This is a genomic window from Micromonospora rifamycinica (genome assembly GCF_900090265.1).
GTDB lineage: Bacteria > Actinomycetota > Actinomycetes > Mycobacteriales > Micromonosporaceae > Micromonospora > Micromonospora rifamycinica.
Window position 1 is genome coordinate 1,335,263 of the sequence record NZ_LT607752.1, and the last position, 16,018, is coordinate 1,351,280.

Below are 16,018 nucleotides of genomic sequence, written 5' to 3' on the forward strand. Positions count from 1 at the left end.
CCGCCGACGGCCGGGAGAACGGCCTAATCTAACGGTCGCCGCCGGGCCGGGGCATGGGCCGTTACGCCGACCGTGGGCGACTTTACGTCCCGAACCGGGCGGGGCACCCGCAGGGCCAGCGAGAAGTAGAGCCGCTCCAACTCGCGGGCGGCCGCGTCCCAGCTGTACCCGGCGAGCACCCGGTCGCGCAGCAGCGCGGCCCCGGCCCGCTCGGCCGGCACGTCGGCGGTCACCGTGGTCAGCGCCCGGAGCAGGTCGTCGACGTCGCCGTCGCGGAACAGCCGCTGTCCCGGGCCGTCGTGGTCCAGCACCTCCCGGTGCGGTTCGATGTCGCTGGCGACCACCGGCAGGCCGTACGAGGCGGCCTCCAGCAGGGTCAGCGGCAGCCCTTCCAGCCGGGACGGCTGCACGAAGGCCGCCGCGTGCGAGTACAGCTCGGCCAGCAGGTCGCCGTAGACGAAGTCGGTGAACACGATGCGCGGGTCGTCGCCGGCGGCCTCGCGGAGCCGGGCGACGTACCCGTCGGTGAAGGCGGAGCCGCCGACGATGGCCAGCCGAAGGTCGGTCGGCAGCCGGCGGAACGCCCGGACGAGCAGGTCGGCGGCCTTCTCCGGGACCAGCCGGCCGACCAGCAGCAGGTATCCGCCGGGGTGCAGGCCGAACCGGGACAGTTCCCGGGGCGGCCGGTGGGTGGGGGTGGCCACCCCGTTGGGGATGTAGCGGGCCGGGCGGCCGAACCGGCTGGTGTAGTGCGCCGCCAGGCCCTGCGACACGGTCACCCGGGCGTCCGGCAGGTGACCGCTGAGCCGGTACGCGGTGCCGAGCACGGCCCGCGCCGCCCGGCCCCACTTGTCGCGCTGGTTGTCCAGCCCGTGCACGGTGAGCACCACCCGGGCCCGGGAGGCGTAGCGGGCCAGCGGCGCGGTCAGCACCGGGCCGAGCCCGTGGTAGTGCACGATGTCGGGGCGCTCGGTCAGCGCCGCCACGGTGGAGGTGGCCGAGTGCACGATGGCGTCGAGGTGCTTGCTGGGCACGGTGCGGGCCCGCCGCAACCGGATGCCCCGGTGCTGCTGGGCCTCCACCGCGCCGTAGCTGTCCCGGCAGTAGACGGTGACCTCGTGGCCCAGCCCGGCCAGTCGGCTGGCCATCTCCTCCACGTGCCGCTCGATCCCCCCGTAGGTGGCCGGCACGCCCTTCTGGCCGATCATCGCCACCCGCAGCGGACGCCACCCGGGTGGACAGGTCACGGTCGGCCCCGAGCGGTCCGGGCGGAGTTGCTCTCCCCGGTCGGCGGCATCGTCACGGAACGGCACTGTCCCCCCTCGTTTTCGCTACCCACCGGGGCGGTGGTGCAGCCCCCGGCGCACGGGACGCTAGATCATCGACGACTGACCGGCCACTGGCCGGTCAGTCAGACCTGACCGGCCGGCGTCGGTGTCCGGCCTGGCCGGACACCGACGGTGGCGACCGGCCGACCGCCGGTGGTCGGCCGGTGCCGGAACGACGCCGGGAGGACGGAGTCTCCGTCCTCCCGGCGACCGCAGGGTGACGTCAGGAGGTCGGGCCGCCGAACTCCACCCAGTTGAGGTTGAACAGACCGGTCGTCGGCCCGCCGGTGACGGGCTTGAAGACCAGGTAGAGCGCGTGCGTGCCGGCGGCCTGGCTGACCGGGAAGGTCTGGCTGGCCCAGGCGCTGGTGCCGGCGGTCGCGTTGAGCGTCGCGCTGGTCACCAGCTCGCCGGTCGGCGAGTCGAGCCGCAGCTCGACGATGCCGCGCGGGGTTCCGGTGGTGGCCGTGGAGCCACCCGCGTACCGGAAGGTGATCTTGTCGATCCCGCCCAGGTTGATCGGGTCGAGCGCGATGTGGTCACCGCTGTCGATGCCGGCCACGTGCTGGCCGCCCCCGGCGTCGGTGGTGTTGGCCAGGGTGACACCCTGCTGGACCTGGGCGAACTCGGCCTGCTGCCGGAAGGTCTGCAGGACGATCTGGTCGAGCGAGGACAGCGCCGGCTGGCCGTTGGCGCCCTTGTCGGTGTAGGTGGCGCTGATCGCGCCGTACAGGTAGCCACCGGCGTGGTCGGCGCCGTCGGCCGGGGTCTCGAACGAGCCGGAGCAGCCGTTGGCGTCGCTCATGCCGTGGCCGTGGGTGTCGTGGCCCAGCACGAACGAGACCGTGACCCGGCTGCAGTCGATCGGGCCGTCCTCGGGGTCGGTCACGGTGACCGTCCACGGCACGGTGTCACCCCAGTTGAAGAAGGTGCCCGACAGCGGCGAGGTGACCTTCACGGTGGGCGCGGTGTTGCCCACGGTGATCTCGCGGGTGAGCACCGCCGTCTTGCCGCTGGTGTCGGTGACCGTCAGCTTGGCGGTGAAGACCCCGTTGGTGGTGTACGTGTGCGACGCGTCCCGGTCGGTCGAGTCGGTGCTGCCGTTGCCGTCGAAGTCCCAGGCGTAGGTGATGGTCTCGCCCGGGTCCGCGTCGTAGGAGCCCTCGGCGGAGAACTGCACGGTCAGCGGCGCCTGGCCGGAGGTGGGGCTGGCCTTCAGCTCCGCCACCGGTGCCCGGGTGCCCTTGGCGTACCGGATCACCGACAGCGCGGCGTCCGGGTTGGCCCGGAAGAAGCCGTCGCCGTACTCCAGCAGGTAGAGGCTGCCGTCCGGGCCGAACTCCATGTCCATCGGGTTGTCGAAGACGAAGCCCGGCAGGAACTGCTCCACCCCGACCAGCTTGCCGCTGCCGTTGGTCCGCATCATGTAGATCTTGTCCCGGGTGAACTCCCCGAAGACCACCGCGTCGTGGTAGTACTCCGGGAACTTGGTGTCCGAGTCCAGCGCGGCGTCGTACTTGTAGACCGGGCCGCCCATCGGGCCGACGCCACCGGTGCCGAGCACCGGCCACTGGAACTCACAGGTCCCGGGCGGGGTGCTCAGGTACGCCTCGGCGCAGGTGGTGGTGGCCCGGAAGGTGTAGTTGAGCTGCGGGTCCTGCACCGGCGGGAGGACCCGACGGCCGGTGTTGCGCGGCGAGTCGTTCACCGGCGCGGCGCAGTTGAACGCCCCCTTCGACTGCTTGGTCACGAAGTCGTAGTCGATGTACGGCAGGGTCGGCGAGTAGCAGTACGGCCAGCCGTAGTTGCCGGCCTTGTTGGCGGCGATCCACCGACCGGTGCCCTCCGGCCCGCGGGCCGCGTTCGGCACCTGCGAGTCCGGCGAGTAGTCGCCGATGTAGACGAAGCCCCGGGAGTCCACGTCGAACCGGAACGGGTTACGCAGACCCATCAGGAAGATCTCCGGGCGGGTCTTGTCGTCCCGGTCCTCGGCCTCGGGGAAGAGGTTGCCGGCCGGGACGCTGTACGACCCGTCGGCCTTCACCTTGATCCGCAGCACCTTGCCCCGCAGGTCGTTGGTGTTGCCGGCGGAACGCTGGGCGTCGTAGCCCGGCCCCTGGGTCGGCGACTCGTTGATCGGGGTGAAGCCGTCCGAGCCGCCGGCGTTGGTGTCGTCGCCGGTGACCAGGTAGAGCAGCCCCTTGCCGTCGAACTTGATCTCACCGGCGACGTGGCAGCAGACACCCCGGTCGGTGTCGACCTTCATGATCTTCTGCTCGCTGGCCAGGTCCAGGTGCGGCGTCGGCTCCTCGACCCACTTGAACCGGGAGAGCTGGTTGTGCCCCTTGTAGACGTCCCACGCGCTCGGGTCGGTGCTGGTCACCGGCGCGTCGGTGATCGGGGTGTCGAGCTTCGGGGCGTAGTAGACGTACACCCACTTGTCGGTGGCGAAGTCCGGGCCGACGGTGACCGACTGGAGGCCGTCCTCGTCGTGCTGGTACACCGGGATGGTGGTGATGACCGGGCTGGCGCCGGTCTTCGGGTCGTAGAGGCGGATCTCCCCGGCCCGGGTGTTGTGCAGCACCCGGCCGTCGGGCAGCACCGACAGGGTCATCGGCTCGCCCGGCTCGTCGTTGAGGATGACCTTCTCGTAGTTGGCCTTGACCGTCGCCCCGCAGTCGCCCTGCACCAGGCCGGCCGACCACTGGATCGCGCCGAGCAGGTGCTTGCGGAAGGTGCCGTTGGCGTACGTGTCGGCGGAGTCGCCGAGTCCGGTGTAGAACGACCGGCCGCCCTGGAAGTCCTTGCACCAGGAGATCGGGTGGTCGTAGCCCATGGTGCCGCCGGTGAAGGACTTCTCGTCCACCGTGGCCAGCACGTGCGCGGTGCCGCGGACGTTGGTGGTGAAGTTGTACCACTGGTCGTTCAGGTTGAACTGCCGGGCCAGCGGCTTGCTCGCCGGGTGTGCCCGGTCGGCCACGTCGATGCTCGCCGCGCCGCTCGACGCCGTACCCGCCGCCGTGGTGCCGACGATGTCACGGTAGAAGGTCCACGACGGCTCGGCCTCGACCGCGGCGTGCACGCCGAGGTAGCCGCCGCCGTTGCGGATGTACCGCTCGAACGCCGCCTCCTGGCCACTGTCGAGCACGTCGCCGGTGGTGTTGAGGAAGACGACCGCGCCGTAGCTGGCCAGGTTCTGGTCGGAGAAGGCGGTGGAGTTCTGGGTGACGTCGACGGTGAAGCCGTTGCCCTTACCCAGGGTGCGGATCGCGTTGACGCCCTTGTCGATCGAGGCGTGCCGCTCACCGGCGGTCTTGGTGAACACCAGGACGCTGGTCTGGTCCTGGGCCGGCTGGGCCAACGCCGGGGCGGTCGCGGCGAGCGGGATGACGATCCCGACCCCTGCGATCGCGGCGAGCCATCGGTGTACCGATCTTGCCATCTGGTTCCTCCGGTGGGGGGACGATGTGCTGGCTACGCCGGGCGGGTGCCGGGGCCGCCCGGGGTGTTGCGGGTGCTGCGCGTCGCTCTCCGGTAGGGGGCGGGACGACGCCGTCCCGCCCCCGGTGCGGTTCGCCGACCGGGGAGCTGCCGTACGACCGTGGGGCCGTACGGCCCGTGCTGCGGGCGCGCGACGACGCGGCCCGGGGTACGGGTCGGAAGAGGTGGTGCGGTGTGGCGGGGGTGGCTCGCCCGGGGCCGGCGCGGCCGGGCCGGGAGCGGACAGCTCCCGCCGGGGCGGGGGCGACCGGTCGGGTCCGGGTCTGCCGGGGCGGGACCGGGCGGGTCGGGGGGGAATGGTGGCGGTCGCGTCAGCTGACGCGACCGCCACCCGGATGCCGCCGGCGGTGGTGCGGACCGCCGTCGGCGCCCAGCTGCGGCCGTGGTCCGGCCGGCGGAGCGGTCAGTCGTTGTGGTAGATGGTCAGGTCGGCCATGTTGGCGTAGCTGAGCCGGGCGAAGTCCAGCGACTGGGCGGGGTTGGCGGTGCCGCCGGGGGCGGTGTCCATCTCCCAGTTGGCGTGGTGGAAGTCGCTCTCGCCGATGGTCTGGAAGAACTGCTGGAAGTTGATGTCGCCCTCACCCAGCGGGATCATCTCGTAGCCGTTGGGCAGCGCGGTGTTGCGGTTGCCGTCCTTGGCGTGGAACAGCGGGAACCGCTTGGTACGCCGGGCCACGTTGAGGATCGGGTCGAACAGCGAGGTCTTCTGCTGGCCGGCCGAGTTGGTGTACGTGCGGTGCTTGTGCCGGGCCACGTACGCCCAGTAGATGTCGCACTCGAAGTAGACGTACTTCGGGTCGGTCTTGGCGAAGAAGTACTCCAGCCGGCGGACGCCGGACGAGCGGGTCGGCTTGCCGTTGGCGTCCAACGGGCCACTGTCGAGCAGGAACGAGTAGGCCACGTCGTGGTTGTGGGTGTAGAGGCGCATCTTGCGCTCCTTGGCCTGCCGGCCCAGCTCGTTCCACAGGTCGGCGGCGGCGTCCCAGTCGGCCTGGTAGGCGCTGTTGGTCGGGTCGCTGCCGGTGCCGATGTTCTTCATGCCGAGTTCCTCGGCGATGTCGAGCTGCTGCTGGAAGGTCGCCGCGTTGATCGACGTGTGGGTGCCGTTGGCGACCAGGCCGTTGTCGTCCAGGATCTTGCGGATCTCGGTCGGGGTGATCTGCCGGCCGAGGATCGAGGTGTGCTGGTTGTAGCCGGCGAACTCGATCTCCTTGTAGCCCATCTCCGCCAGGCTGGCGAGCACCCGCTCGAAGCCGTAGGGCACGCCGCTGTCGTCCGGCGCGGCGGAGATCCGGTCCCGGACGCTGTAGAGGATGATGCCCCGGTTCTGCGTCGGGATGAGCGGGTCGACCCGCCACTTGCCGTCGGCGCGGGCCGGCCCCTTGGTCTGGAGCACCGGTAGTCCGGCCGCGCCGAGCACGGCGGCGGCACCCGCCGACGCGGCCAGCAGCCGGCGACGGGTGACCTGGGCGCGGTACTGGGGGTCGGCGGCCATGCGGCGCTGTTCCTCGTTCACGATGTTCCACCTTTCGAGGGCGGCCCTGGGGCCGCGGGGACTGCGAGTCCTGCTGGGAGGGTCGGAGGACCTGCGCCGCCGAATACGCGTGGCCCGGTGGATGACTGGTCAATCAAGGGGGTGTGTCAACCGTGTTACGTCCGTGAACCGGACACTAACGGTGGCTGACGGCTAAAGATAGACCTCGAACGGAGAAACTTTTGTTCGTGCGAACAAAAGTTCCCGATGGTCGGAGCCCCGGCCGGGACAACCGACCGCATCCGGCTCCCCCGTGGATCCACCGGCCCCCACCAGCACGAATACCGAACGGCACCGGGGCGTGGGCAGCCGGACACGACGCGGGGCGCGGTGTCGACCCGTCATCGAATCGACACCACGCCCGACGCGTCGCCGGATCCGCCCGGCACCGGACCGGTCGGCTAGCCGGAGGCGGCCACCACCAGCTCCCCGAGCCGCTGGTCGAGGGCGGCGGCGTCGAGGCCCCCCGGCCAGCCCCGCAGCAGCGCCCCGCCCTTGGCGACCAGCACGACGGCCGGTGGTTCCCGCACCGCGTACGACCGCCAGACGGTCTGCTCCCCGTCCACCACCACGGGATACTCCACCCGGTGCGTCCGCAGGTAGTCCTGCAACTCGTCGGCCTGGTCGGCCCCGGCCACCCCGACGAAGACCACCCGGTCCCGGTAGCGGCGGGCCAGGTCGCTCAGCGCGTCCTGCCGTTGCGCGCAGGTGGTGCACCAGGAGCTGAAGAAGGTGAACACCACCGGCCGGTCCGCCCAGAGCCGGGCCGCGGTCAGCGGGGTGCCGTCGGTGAGCGCGCCGGTGAACGCCGGGGCGGCCGGCGCGGTGCCGGGCGTCGGGCGCAGCGCCAGGTCCGCCGGGACCGGACCGGGCAACGCCGCGGCGCCCCCGGCCAGCGCCGGCCCGGGTTCCGCGGCCGGCCCGGGTTCCGCAGCCGGCCCGGCGGTGCAGCCGGCCAGCACCAGCACCGCCAGCAGCGGCGCGAGCAGCCGCCTCATGCCGGCACCACCGCCACCAGCGCCGGCCCCTCGCTGCTGTCCGGGGTCAGGTCGAGCGGTGCCCGGCCGGCGACCTCCAGCCGGTATCCGGTCCGCTGCGGCACCCGCACCGGCACCGCGAACGCACAGTAGGTCGGCACCCGCTCGACCGCCAGGTCCTCGGCGAAGGCGGCCACCGCCGTGCCCGCCGGTAGCGTCCCGGTCACCAGGGCCGCCCCGTCCGGGTCGAGCAGCCGGAACGCCGCCCGGTGGTGGAAGTACTGGTACGGCCCGGTGCCGGCGCAGTCCACCCCCTCGGCCCGGATGTTGATGTCACGGACCAGGACCCGGACGGTGGTCGAGGTGACCGCCTCCGCCTCGTCGGCGCTGCCACCGCATCCGCCCGCCCCGGCCAGCAGCAGGGTCAGCAGCGCGCCGACGCCGCGCCGGGCGCTCGTGGACAACCGCACCTCGTCTCCTCCCACCCGCACGTCGGGTCCGGGGCGACGGCTGCCGCCCCGGACCCGACGCGATGATCGATGCCGGTCAGGACTTCTCCACCCGGCACTGCTTGGTCACCGTCTTCGACGGGTCGCTCTCCGACGTCGCGGTGAGCTTGACGAAGCCGGTGTCCGCGGCGGTGGCGGTGGCCCCCACCGACACCCGGACGGTGGTGGACTTGCCGAACTGGGCGGTGGCCAGCGGGTTGGGCAGCCAGGTCCGCCAGCCCTTGCCGGCCACCTCCGCCGAGAGCCGGTAGACGTCCGACTTCAGGTACGCGGTCGCGTCCTCCGGGTGCTGCTGGCCGCCGGCCGAGTACGTACCGCTGTTGGTCAGCTCGAACGAGCAGGTCACGCCCCGGTTGGTGGGCTTGCCGGTGCTGGTCACCTCGCCCTTGCCCAGGGACACGCCGTGGGTGCTCGGCCCCCCGGTGCCGTCCAGCGACCGCACCGCCACCGTGTACGACAGCGAGCCGGCCGCGTCCCGCTTGAGGTCGATGATGTAGAAGTGCAGCCGGTTGGCCTCGTCGACGTACTCGTACTGGCTGCCGGTGTCCGCCCCGGCGTGGAACAGCGCGTCGGAGAGCTGCCGGTAGTCACCCATGGTGATCTTCTGCGGGGTGCCGTCCGGCCGGTAGAAGTCGATCATGTCGATGTCCTGGGGGTTGGCGTCCACCACCCACTGGAACGGCGCGCTGTCGGCGTTCTTGGTCTTGCTCAGCAGCACGCCCCGGTCCGGGGTGAACGAGTCCGCCCCCATCCGGTCGACGACCTCGATGGTGTAGTTGTTGAAGCTCCCGCCGTCGCACAGCGGGTTCGTGGCCACCGTGCAGGCCGGCGAGAGGTCCTTGTTCAGGGCGATGTTCACCCCGGTCAGCCCCTTCGGGCCGGCATCGACCGCGCGGGCGGTCACCTGGGCGGTGACCATCCCGGACGAGGCCAGCGCCTCCCGGGACAGCCGCAGCACGTGTTCCTCACCGAGCAGGCCGATCTTGAGCTTGTCCCGCACCGTGTGCAGCGAGCCCATCGAGCCGCCGTTGGTCGGCGGGATCTGCCAGCGGGTGTGCGGGCCACCGGGTCCGTTGAACGACCCGCGCGACATCATGCTCCAGATGCCGGTGTACGCCCGGCGTAACGGCTCGCCGTACGGGTTGTTGTAGTTGTCGCCGATGCCGAGCAGGTGGGTCAGCTCGTGGGCGTACACCCCCATGCCGGAACTCTCCCCCTGGGTGGAGGAGCCGCTACCGGCGTTGGGCCACAGCGTCGCCGCCGCCTTCCAGGAGGTCCACTCCACGTAACGGGTCTTGGCCCAGTTCGGCAGGTTCGGGTCCGGCGGGCCCCAGGCGTCCGGCACGTCCTCCTTGTTCTGGAAGATCATCTGCCCGAACTCCTGCCAGGTGGACGACTCGTCCTGCCCGGCGCTGAGGATGAAGACCAGCTCGTACTGGTTGGCGACCTCGTCACCGACCGCCGCCCGCCAGGCCCCCAGGCCGTCGGTGCGGATGTTCTTGTTGCAGGTGTCCCCGCTCGGGCAGGCCCCGGGGTTGAAGCTGTTGTCCAGCCCGTACTGGTAGGACTTCGCCGGCATCTGGTACGGCCCGAACCCGGCCAGGTCCACGCCGTACCGCCCGTTGGAGTCCTGCATCCAGTACTCGTGCAGGGTGTGCCCCTTGTTCAGGGTGTTCGGGGTGTTGAGGAAGTCCTGGTAGAACTTCGGCACGTCGGCGCGGGGGATGTTGGCCGCGACCGACTGGGGGTTGCCGAAGACCGTCGAGCGGGCCCGCTGGGACACCGCGAACGTCTGGTCCGGATAGTCGAGCGCGACCAGCGCGATCTTGAAGTTGCGGATCGCGCCCCGCACGCTCGGGTCGGCCCAGTTCTTACCCGGCACCGCCTGGTAGTCGTCCCAGGTCATGGTGTCCGGGTTCTGCCAGGCCTGCGGGTCGAGGACCTGGAACGGCGCGGTGCCGCCGGCCGGGTTGGCCGGGGCCGCGGCGGCCTGCGCCGCGCCGGTCACCACGAGCGTGCCGGCCAGGACAGCGGCCAGCACGGAACGCCTCAGTCGGGGTCGTTGGGGGGTAGCACGGTGCACAGGTTCGCCTCTCGTCGGGAGGGACGCGGCGTCCGGTGTCCAGTGGTGTCCCGAGGGGTGGCTGCCGAGACACCCGTCACCGGGCCGCGCAGCGAATCTAGGAGGACGGGCCGGGGCCGGTCACCGTGCAGATGTCGGCAGGTGGACCGGCGGCTTCCGACACCTGAAGGACCGGCACCGAGTCGACGGTGGCCGCCAACGCCCGGCCCAGGTCACGGCGCAGCCGGGCGGCGGCCGGCCCGGCCAGCGGCCCGCGCGGCGGACGGCACCGGCCACCGAACCGCCCGGCGCACTCCATCGCCAGCTTGATGGCCTGCACGGACTCCGGCCGGGAGTTCCAGCCGAAGGCCGGGTGCAGCTCGGCGTAGAGCGGCAGCGCCCGGCCCAGGTCGCCGGCGACGCAGAGGTCGTAGAGCCGCAGCGCCTGGCGGGGCAGCGCGTTGGACAGGCCGGCGACCCAGCCCCGGGCACCGCAGAGCACCAGTTCGAGCAGCACGTCGTCCGCCCCGGCGAGCACGTCGAGGTGCGGGCAGAGGTCCCGGATCCGGTGCAGCCGCCGGACGTCGCCGGAGAACTCCTCGACCGCGACGATCCCGTCGGTCTCGGCGACCCGGGCGAGCAGCTCCGGGGTCAGGTCCACCCGGGTGTCGTGCGGATCGTTGTGGGCGACCACGGGCAGACCGACGGCGGTCACCTCCCGGTAGTGGGCGACCACCTCGGCGTCGCCGGCCGGATAGCCGTCGGGGGGCGGGGCGAGCACCGCGCCGGCACCGGCGGCGGCGGCCTGCTCCGCCCAGCGGCGGGACTGCCGGCTGCCGTAGCCGCCGACCCCGGGCAGCACCGCGCAGCCCGGCGGCGCGGCCTGCACCGTCGCCCGTACCACGTCGGCCCGCTCGTCGTCGGACAGCGCCCGGTACTCCCCCACCGAGGCGCACGGGGCCACCCCGTGGCAACCCGCCTCGGCCAGCCAGCGCACGTGTTCCTGGAGCCGGTCGAAGTCGACGCCGAGATCGTCACGGAACGGGGTGGGGATGGCGACCAGCACCCCCCGCCAGGGCCTACCAGCTGTCACTCGGGCCTTCCCTCCTGCGCGCCGGCGGCCCGCTGCCCACCGCACCGGAACCTTACGATCGTCGATCACCGTGGCTCTTCGGACAATTGCCGGAACAGTCGCCACCGGGGCCGTCCTTTTGTCGGTAGATCTCCGGTGGACCTTGCGCACAGGCCCACCGGCCACCCAGGGTAGGCACTGGCTGCCGGGCACCCCGGTCGCGCAGCCAGCCAGGGGAGATCCATGCATGGTGAGCTTCAGCGCATCGTCGACGCCGTCGCCGCCCGGGTGGGGCGTCCCGCGCTCATCGAGGACCGGCGGCAGCGGGTCGTCGTCTACAGCGAGCACGACGGTCCGATGGACGAGGTGCGCCGGATGTCGATCCTGCGCCGGCAGACCACCCCGGAGGTGATCGCCTGGTTCCGCCGGATGGGCGTGCTCACCGCACGCGAGCCGGTGCGGACCCCGGCCGACGTCGACCTCGACCTGCTCCCCCGGGTCTGCGTGCCGATCTGGCACGACGACCTGCTGCTCGGCTTCGTCTGGTTCATCGACGACGACGGGTCGATGACCGACGCCGACATCGCCACCGCGACGGGCGCCTTCACCGACCTGTCGTTGGCGCTCTACCGGGAGAACCTGCTCGGTGAGCTGGCTTCCCAGCGGGAGGCGGAGGCCACCCGGACCCTGCTGGTGGAGAGCCCGCAGGCCCGCGCGCACGCCGTCCGGGCGCTGCTGGAGGAGGGCACCGTGGCCGGTGACGGCACCACCACCGCCGTGGTGGCGCAGCTCGCCCCGGCCGCCGGGCAGCACCCCGACGAGGTGGCCAGGATCGCCCTGGAGCAGGCGCTGGTGGCCACCCGCCGGTGGCTCGGCGTCCGGGAGTCGCTGCACATGGTCTGGCCCGACCACGGGGTGCTGCTGATCTGCGGCGGCCGGATCGCGGGCCGCCCCACCCCGCAGAGCGCCGCCGACCACCTGGACGAGGCGCTGCACAACGCGACCCGGGGCCTGCCCTCGGTGCAGCGGACGGTGACCGGCATCGGTCAGTCCCGTCCGGGGCTGGTCGACGCGGTGCAGTCGTACCGGGAGGCGGCGCAGGCGGCCCGGGTCGGTGTCCAGCTGCCGGCGCTCGGCCGGGTGGTGTCCTGGGCCGGCCTCGGCATCTACCGGGTGCTGTCCCAACTGGACGCCCGGCACCTCGACGTCGCCGGGGTGCACCCCGGGTTGGAACGGCTGCTGCGCGACGACGCCCACCAGGTGCTGTTGGAGACCCTGGAGGCCTACCTCGACCTGGCCGGCAACGCCCACGCCACCGCCGAGAAGCTGCGCCTGCACCGGACCACGCTCTACTACCGGTTGCAACGGGTCGAGCAGCTCGCCGACACCGACCTCAAGGACGGCAACGAGCGGTTGTGCCTGCACCTGGCGATGAAGCTGGGCCGGCTCACCGGCCACTACCGCACCCCGTCCTGACCGCGCGGGCGGTCCGTCGACCGTCGGAAGAGGACACCCGCGCTGCCGCGCTGTGACAGCCCGTGTCCGGCCGGACAGATCATTGACAGATCCGAGCGGGTACGGCCAGGATGGGCGCACCGATCGGCAATGCCCCCACGACCGACCGTAACCAGGTACGCCCCCGCCCCGTCACGCAGACCGGATCGGCGCCGGTCGGCAGCCTCCGCGCGAACGCCGAGACCCCCCGGGTCTCCGTCCGGCGGCAGGCAGCCGTCGTGACCGGCCGTCCACCGTCGCCCGACTGTCGACGACCGACCCTCCCGTTTCGCACCCCGCCCGACGGCGGGCGCTGGCGCGCGCCGTCGGCCCGTCTCGCACCCCAGGAAAGGTGGCCCGAGATGTCCCGTTCCGCGCTCCCCCGCCGGTGGCGGCGGTTACCCGCCGCGACGGCTGCCGGTGTGGCGTTGCTGCTGCTCGCCGGCCCGGCGACCGCCGGCACCGCCGCCCCGCCCGATCGGGAGGCCGACGCCCCGGTCGTGCTCGAACGCTCCGCCGACGAGCAGGCCGACGTGGTGGAGGTGACCGTCGACGGCACCGCCCAGCTCGACGCGCTGGTCGCCACCGGGGTCGACCTCGACCACCACGTCACGCCCACCGGGGCGGGCATCGTGGTGCACGCCGTGGTCACCCCGACCGAGGTCGCCGCGCTGAAGCGGATGGGCTACCGGGTCGGCGCGGTGCTGCACGACGCGGCCGACTCCGCGCAGCGGATCAGCGAGCGGGACGCGACGATCGCCGCCCACCGGGCCGAGAACCGGGCGTACACGGCGACCCTGGAACGCAGCGCCGCCGCCTCCGACGTGAAGATCATCCGGGCCGACTACTACACCTCCGGCACCAACCAGGTGCTCTCGGTCGAGGCCAAGTGGGCCCAGGGGCAGACCTCCACCAGCACGCTGACCGTGGCCCGGGACAGCGGCCCCGGCACCGAGATCGGCTCCGGCGGCACCCAGAGCATCAGCCGGTTCGTCGACGCCGGGGTCTATCTCTACCACCGGGGCGCCGCCGCCGTCACCGCCCGGCCGCAGCGCATCCAGATCACCAGCCCCACCGGAGACGTGGCGGTCGCCGAGGTGAAGGAGTGGCTGCCCATCCCGGCCGACAGCCCGGAGGGGCCGGGCTACCAGAAGGACTTCGTCACCAGCTACCTCACCCCGACCGAGCTGTACGACCGGATCAAGCGGCTGGCCGACGCGTACCCGCAGCTCGCCGAGGTGGTGAAGCTGCCTTACCAGACCAACGGGTACCGGCGTAAGGCGCAGGTGGTGCTCGGCGGGACCGCCGCCACCCGGGTCGCGGTGGACTCGCTCGCCTGGGGACACGAGGGCGGCAACGACATCACCGTCGAGCTGGCCGACCCGGGCACGGCCGACCGGCCGCTCGCGGTCACGGTGACCGGCAAGGCCATCCGGGTCAGCCTGGCCACCGACGCCGCCGGCACGGTGACCAGCACCGCGGCCCAGGTCGCCGCGGCGCTGACCGCCGAGGCGGGGGCGCTGGTCACGGCGTACACCTATCGGGGTGACGCCGGTGCCGGCGTGGTCGCGCCGGTCGCGCCGACGCCGCTGTCGGACAACCTGAAGGCCCCGGCCGGGGTCTCCCGCGACCCGCACCCGGTGTACGCCATCCGGATCGGCAAGTACCGCGACGGCTCCCGTACCGGGGTGCTGGCCTACGCCCAGGAACATGCCCGGGAGTGGGTACCGCCGCTGGTGACCATCGAGACCGCCGAGCGGCTGCTGCGCAACCACGCCACCGACGAGAACACCAAGCAGCTGCTGCGCACCCTGGACATCTGGATCGTCCCGTCGATCAACCCGGACGGCGGGCACTACTCGTTCTACGACTACGCCTCGCAGCGGCGCAACATGACCAACCACTGTGCCCCGGGTGGCGCGACCGACGCGCTGGCCCGCAACTCGTGGGGGGTGGACAACAACCGCAACTACACCGAGTACAGCCTCTTCGACGGCTACTCGGGGGCGTCGGCGAGCTGCACCGGCGACACCTACGCCGGTCCGGGCGAGCTGTCCGAGCCGGAGAACCGCAACGTCGACTGGCTGGCCCAGCGGCCGAACATGAAGTTCTCGATGAACCTGCACTCCTCCGGCAACTACTTCATGTGGTCGCCGGGCGCGTACGCCACCCCGGGCCGGATCTCCGCGCCCCGGCCGACGCTGGCCGAGGAGTCGTTCTTCTGGGGCGCGTCGTCGCGGATCCTCACCGCGATCAAGCGGCACCGCAACATGGCGGTCACCCCGGCCCGGACCGGCCCGATCTCCGACGTGCTGTACTCGGCGGCCGGCAACTCCGGGGACATGCTCTGGTACAGGTACGGCATCTACGCGTGGAACTTCGAGGTCGGCACCAGCTTCCAACCCACCTGGGACGAGGCGCACCAGGAGACCATGGAGTTCAGCAACGGCCTGGTCGAGCTGCTCCGGGTGGCCCGGGACTACGACAAGGACAAGAAGCGGCCGACCAGCACCCTGGCGGTCACGCCGAGCCCGACCGAGGGCACGGTCAGCGTCCGGTTCGACGTCAGCGAGCCGGCCGCGGTGTTCTACACCCTCGACGGCTCCCGGCCGACCTTCGGGTCCACCCTGTACGCCTCGGCGGGCATCCGGGAGGGGGCCGAGACGCTGACCGTCCCGGTCGGGACCAGGGTCCACTGGTTCTCGGTGGACGCCGCCGGCAACATCGAACGCAACTACCGGCCGGACGACGACGACAGCAAGACGTTCAACCGGGGCTGGGCGACGCCGCCCACCGGCTGAGCGCCGGGGTACGCCAGCGGGGGTCCGCGCCGCCGGACCCCCGCTGGCCGCCCGGTTCAGTCCTCGGCCCGCCACCGGTAGAACTCGGTGGCCACCGCGTCCACCGGGCTGCCCCAGGTGTCCGGGTCGAACGGGCTGATGTACGGGCTGAGATCGTCCATGATCTTGCTGAAGGCCGGCTGGTCGTGCTGTTCCTCGACAGCGCCGTCGAACTCCTCACCGACGCGCTCCAGCACGTGCAGGTAGACGTCGTCGATCGAGTAGAGCCACCGCCCGGTGACCCCCATCAGGGTGGGCAGCGGGCCGGCGTCGGACTCGGCGAAGATCTGCGCGACGGTGGGTTCCGCGCCGGGTTTGATCCGGGCGACGATGACCGTCCGGCTCGGCCCGCCCGCCCCGGCCGACGGCTCGACCGCCCTGGCCGGTGTCCAGGAGTAGAACTCCTTCGCCACCGAGTCCGACGGGTTCTGCCAGTCCCTCGGGTAGGGCGTCACGTACGGGCCGATCTTCTCGGCGATCTGCTGGAAGGCGGGCAGGCCCCGGGTCTGCCCGGTCACCCTCGGGTCGGCGTTCCGTTCGATCAGATGGATGTAGAGGCCGTGGAAGGACAGCAGGGTCCGCCCGACCACGCCCAGGTCCTGCGGCCGGGTGGTCCGGTCGTAGTACCCGAACACGTCGGCGACGGTCTGCTCACTGCCCGGCACCATGCGACAGACGATCACGTTGCGGAAGGTCATCGA

At 72.1% G+C, this 16,018-nt stretch carries 10 protein-coding genes; 2 read left to right on the forward strand and 8 right to left on the reverse strand.

Going from position 1 to position 16,018, the window contains the following annotated elements:
• Positions 1–23: 23 nt before the first annotated feature.
• From GA0070623_RS05745 to GA0070623_RS05775, 7 genes are all read right to left on the reverse strand, one after another.
• On the reverse strand, positions 24–1,247 hold the full coding sequence (locus GA0070623_RS05745) for a glycosyltransferase family 4 protein (protein ID WP_157517532.1): 1,224 nt from the start codon (positions 1,245–1,247) through the stop codon (positions 24–26).
• A gap of 304 nt (positions 1,248–1,551) precedes the next feature.
• Positions 1,552–4,770 carry a ThuA domain-containing protein gene (locus tag GA0070623_RS05750; protein WP_067307713.1) on the reverse strand — a complete coding sequence of 1,073 codons (3,219 nt, stop codon included), beginning with the start codon at positions 4,768–4,770 and terminating at the stop codon, positions 1,552–1,554.
• 462 nt (positions 4,771–5,232) lie between these two features.
• Positions 5,233–6,345, reverse strand: coding sequence for a sugar phosphate isomerase/epimerase family protein (locus GA0070623_RS05755; RefSeq protein ID WP_231932680.1), 1,113 nt, complete (start codon positions 6,343–6,345; stop codon positions 5,233–5,235).
• Positions 6,346–6,764: 419 nt separating this feature from the next.
• On the reverse strand, positions 6,765–7,361 hold the full coding sequence (locus tag GA0070623_RS05760; protein ID WP_067305723.1) for a TlpA family protein disulfide reductase: 597 nt from the start codon (positions 7,359–7,361) through the stop codon (positions 6,765–6,767).
• A complete protein-coding gene (locus tag GA0070623_RS05765; RefSeq protein WP_067305726.1) occupies positions 7,358–7,810 on the reverse strand; it encodes a hypothetical protein in 453 nt (150 codons plus the stop codon). Before GA0070623_RS05765 ends, GA0070623_RS05760 begins: the two co-directional genes overlap by 4 nt.
• Before the next feature lie 76 nt (positions 7,811–7,886).
• Positions 7,887–9,890, reverse strand: a complete 2,004-nt coding sequence (locus GA0070623_RS05770) for a M6 family metalloprotease domain-containing protein (RefSeq protein ID WP_231932681.1) — start codon at positions 9,888–9,890, stop codon at positions 7,887–7,889.
• A 139-nt stretch (positions 9,891–10,029) separates the two neighbouring features.
• Positions 10,030–11,004: a dihydrodipicolinate synthase family protein gene (locus GA0070623_RS05775; RefSeq protein ID WP_231932682.1), complete on the reverse strand. Its 975-nt coding sequence runs from the start codon at positions 11,002–11,004 to the stop codon at positions 10,030–10,032.
• A 222-nt stretch (positions 11,005–11,226) separates the two neighbouring features.
• Between GA0070623_RS05775 and GA0070623_RS05780 the strand changes: the two genes are divergently transcribed.
• Positions 11,227–12,459 (forward strand): PucR family transcriptional regulator, encoded by a 1,233-nt coding sequence (locus tag GA0070623_RS05780; protein WP_067305733.1) that lies wholly within the window; start codon positions 11,227–11,229, stop codon positions 12,457–12,459.
• A gap of 380 nt (positions 12,460–12,839) precedes the next feature.
• Entirely contained in the window at positions 12,840–15,278 is a 2,439-nt protein-coding gene (locus GA0070623_RS05785; RefSeq protein WP_084261196.1) for a M14 family metallopeptidase, read from the forward strand.
• Positions 15,279–15,334: 56 nt separating this feature from the next.
• Here GA0070623_RS05785 and GA0070623_RS31525 read toward each other — a convergent pair whose 3' ends face one another.
• Positions 15,335–16,015: a TcmI family type II polyketide cyclase gene (locus GA0070623_RS31525; RefSeq protein ID WP_067305737.1), complete on the reverse strand. Its 681-nt coding sequence runs from the start codon at positions 16,013–16,015 to the stop codon at positions 15,335–15,337.
• Between the last annotated feature and the right edge of the window lie 3 nt (positions 16,016–16,018).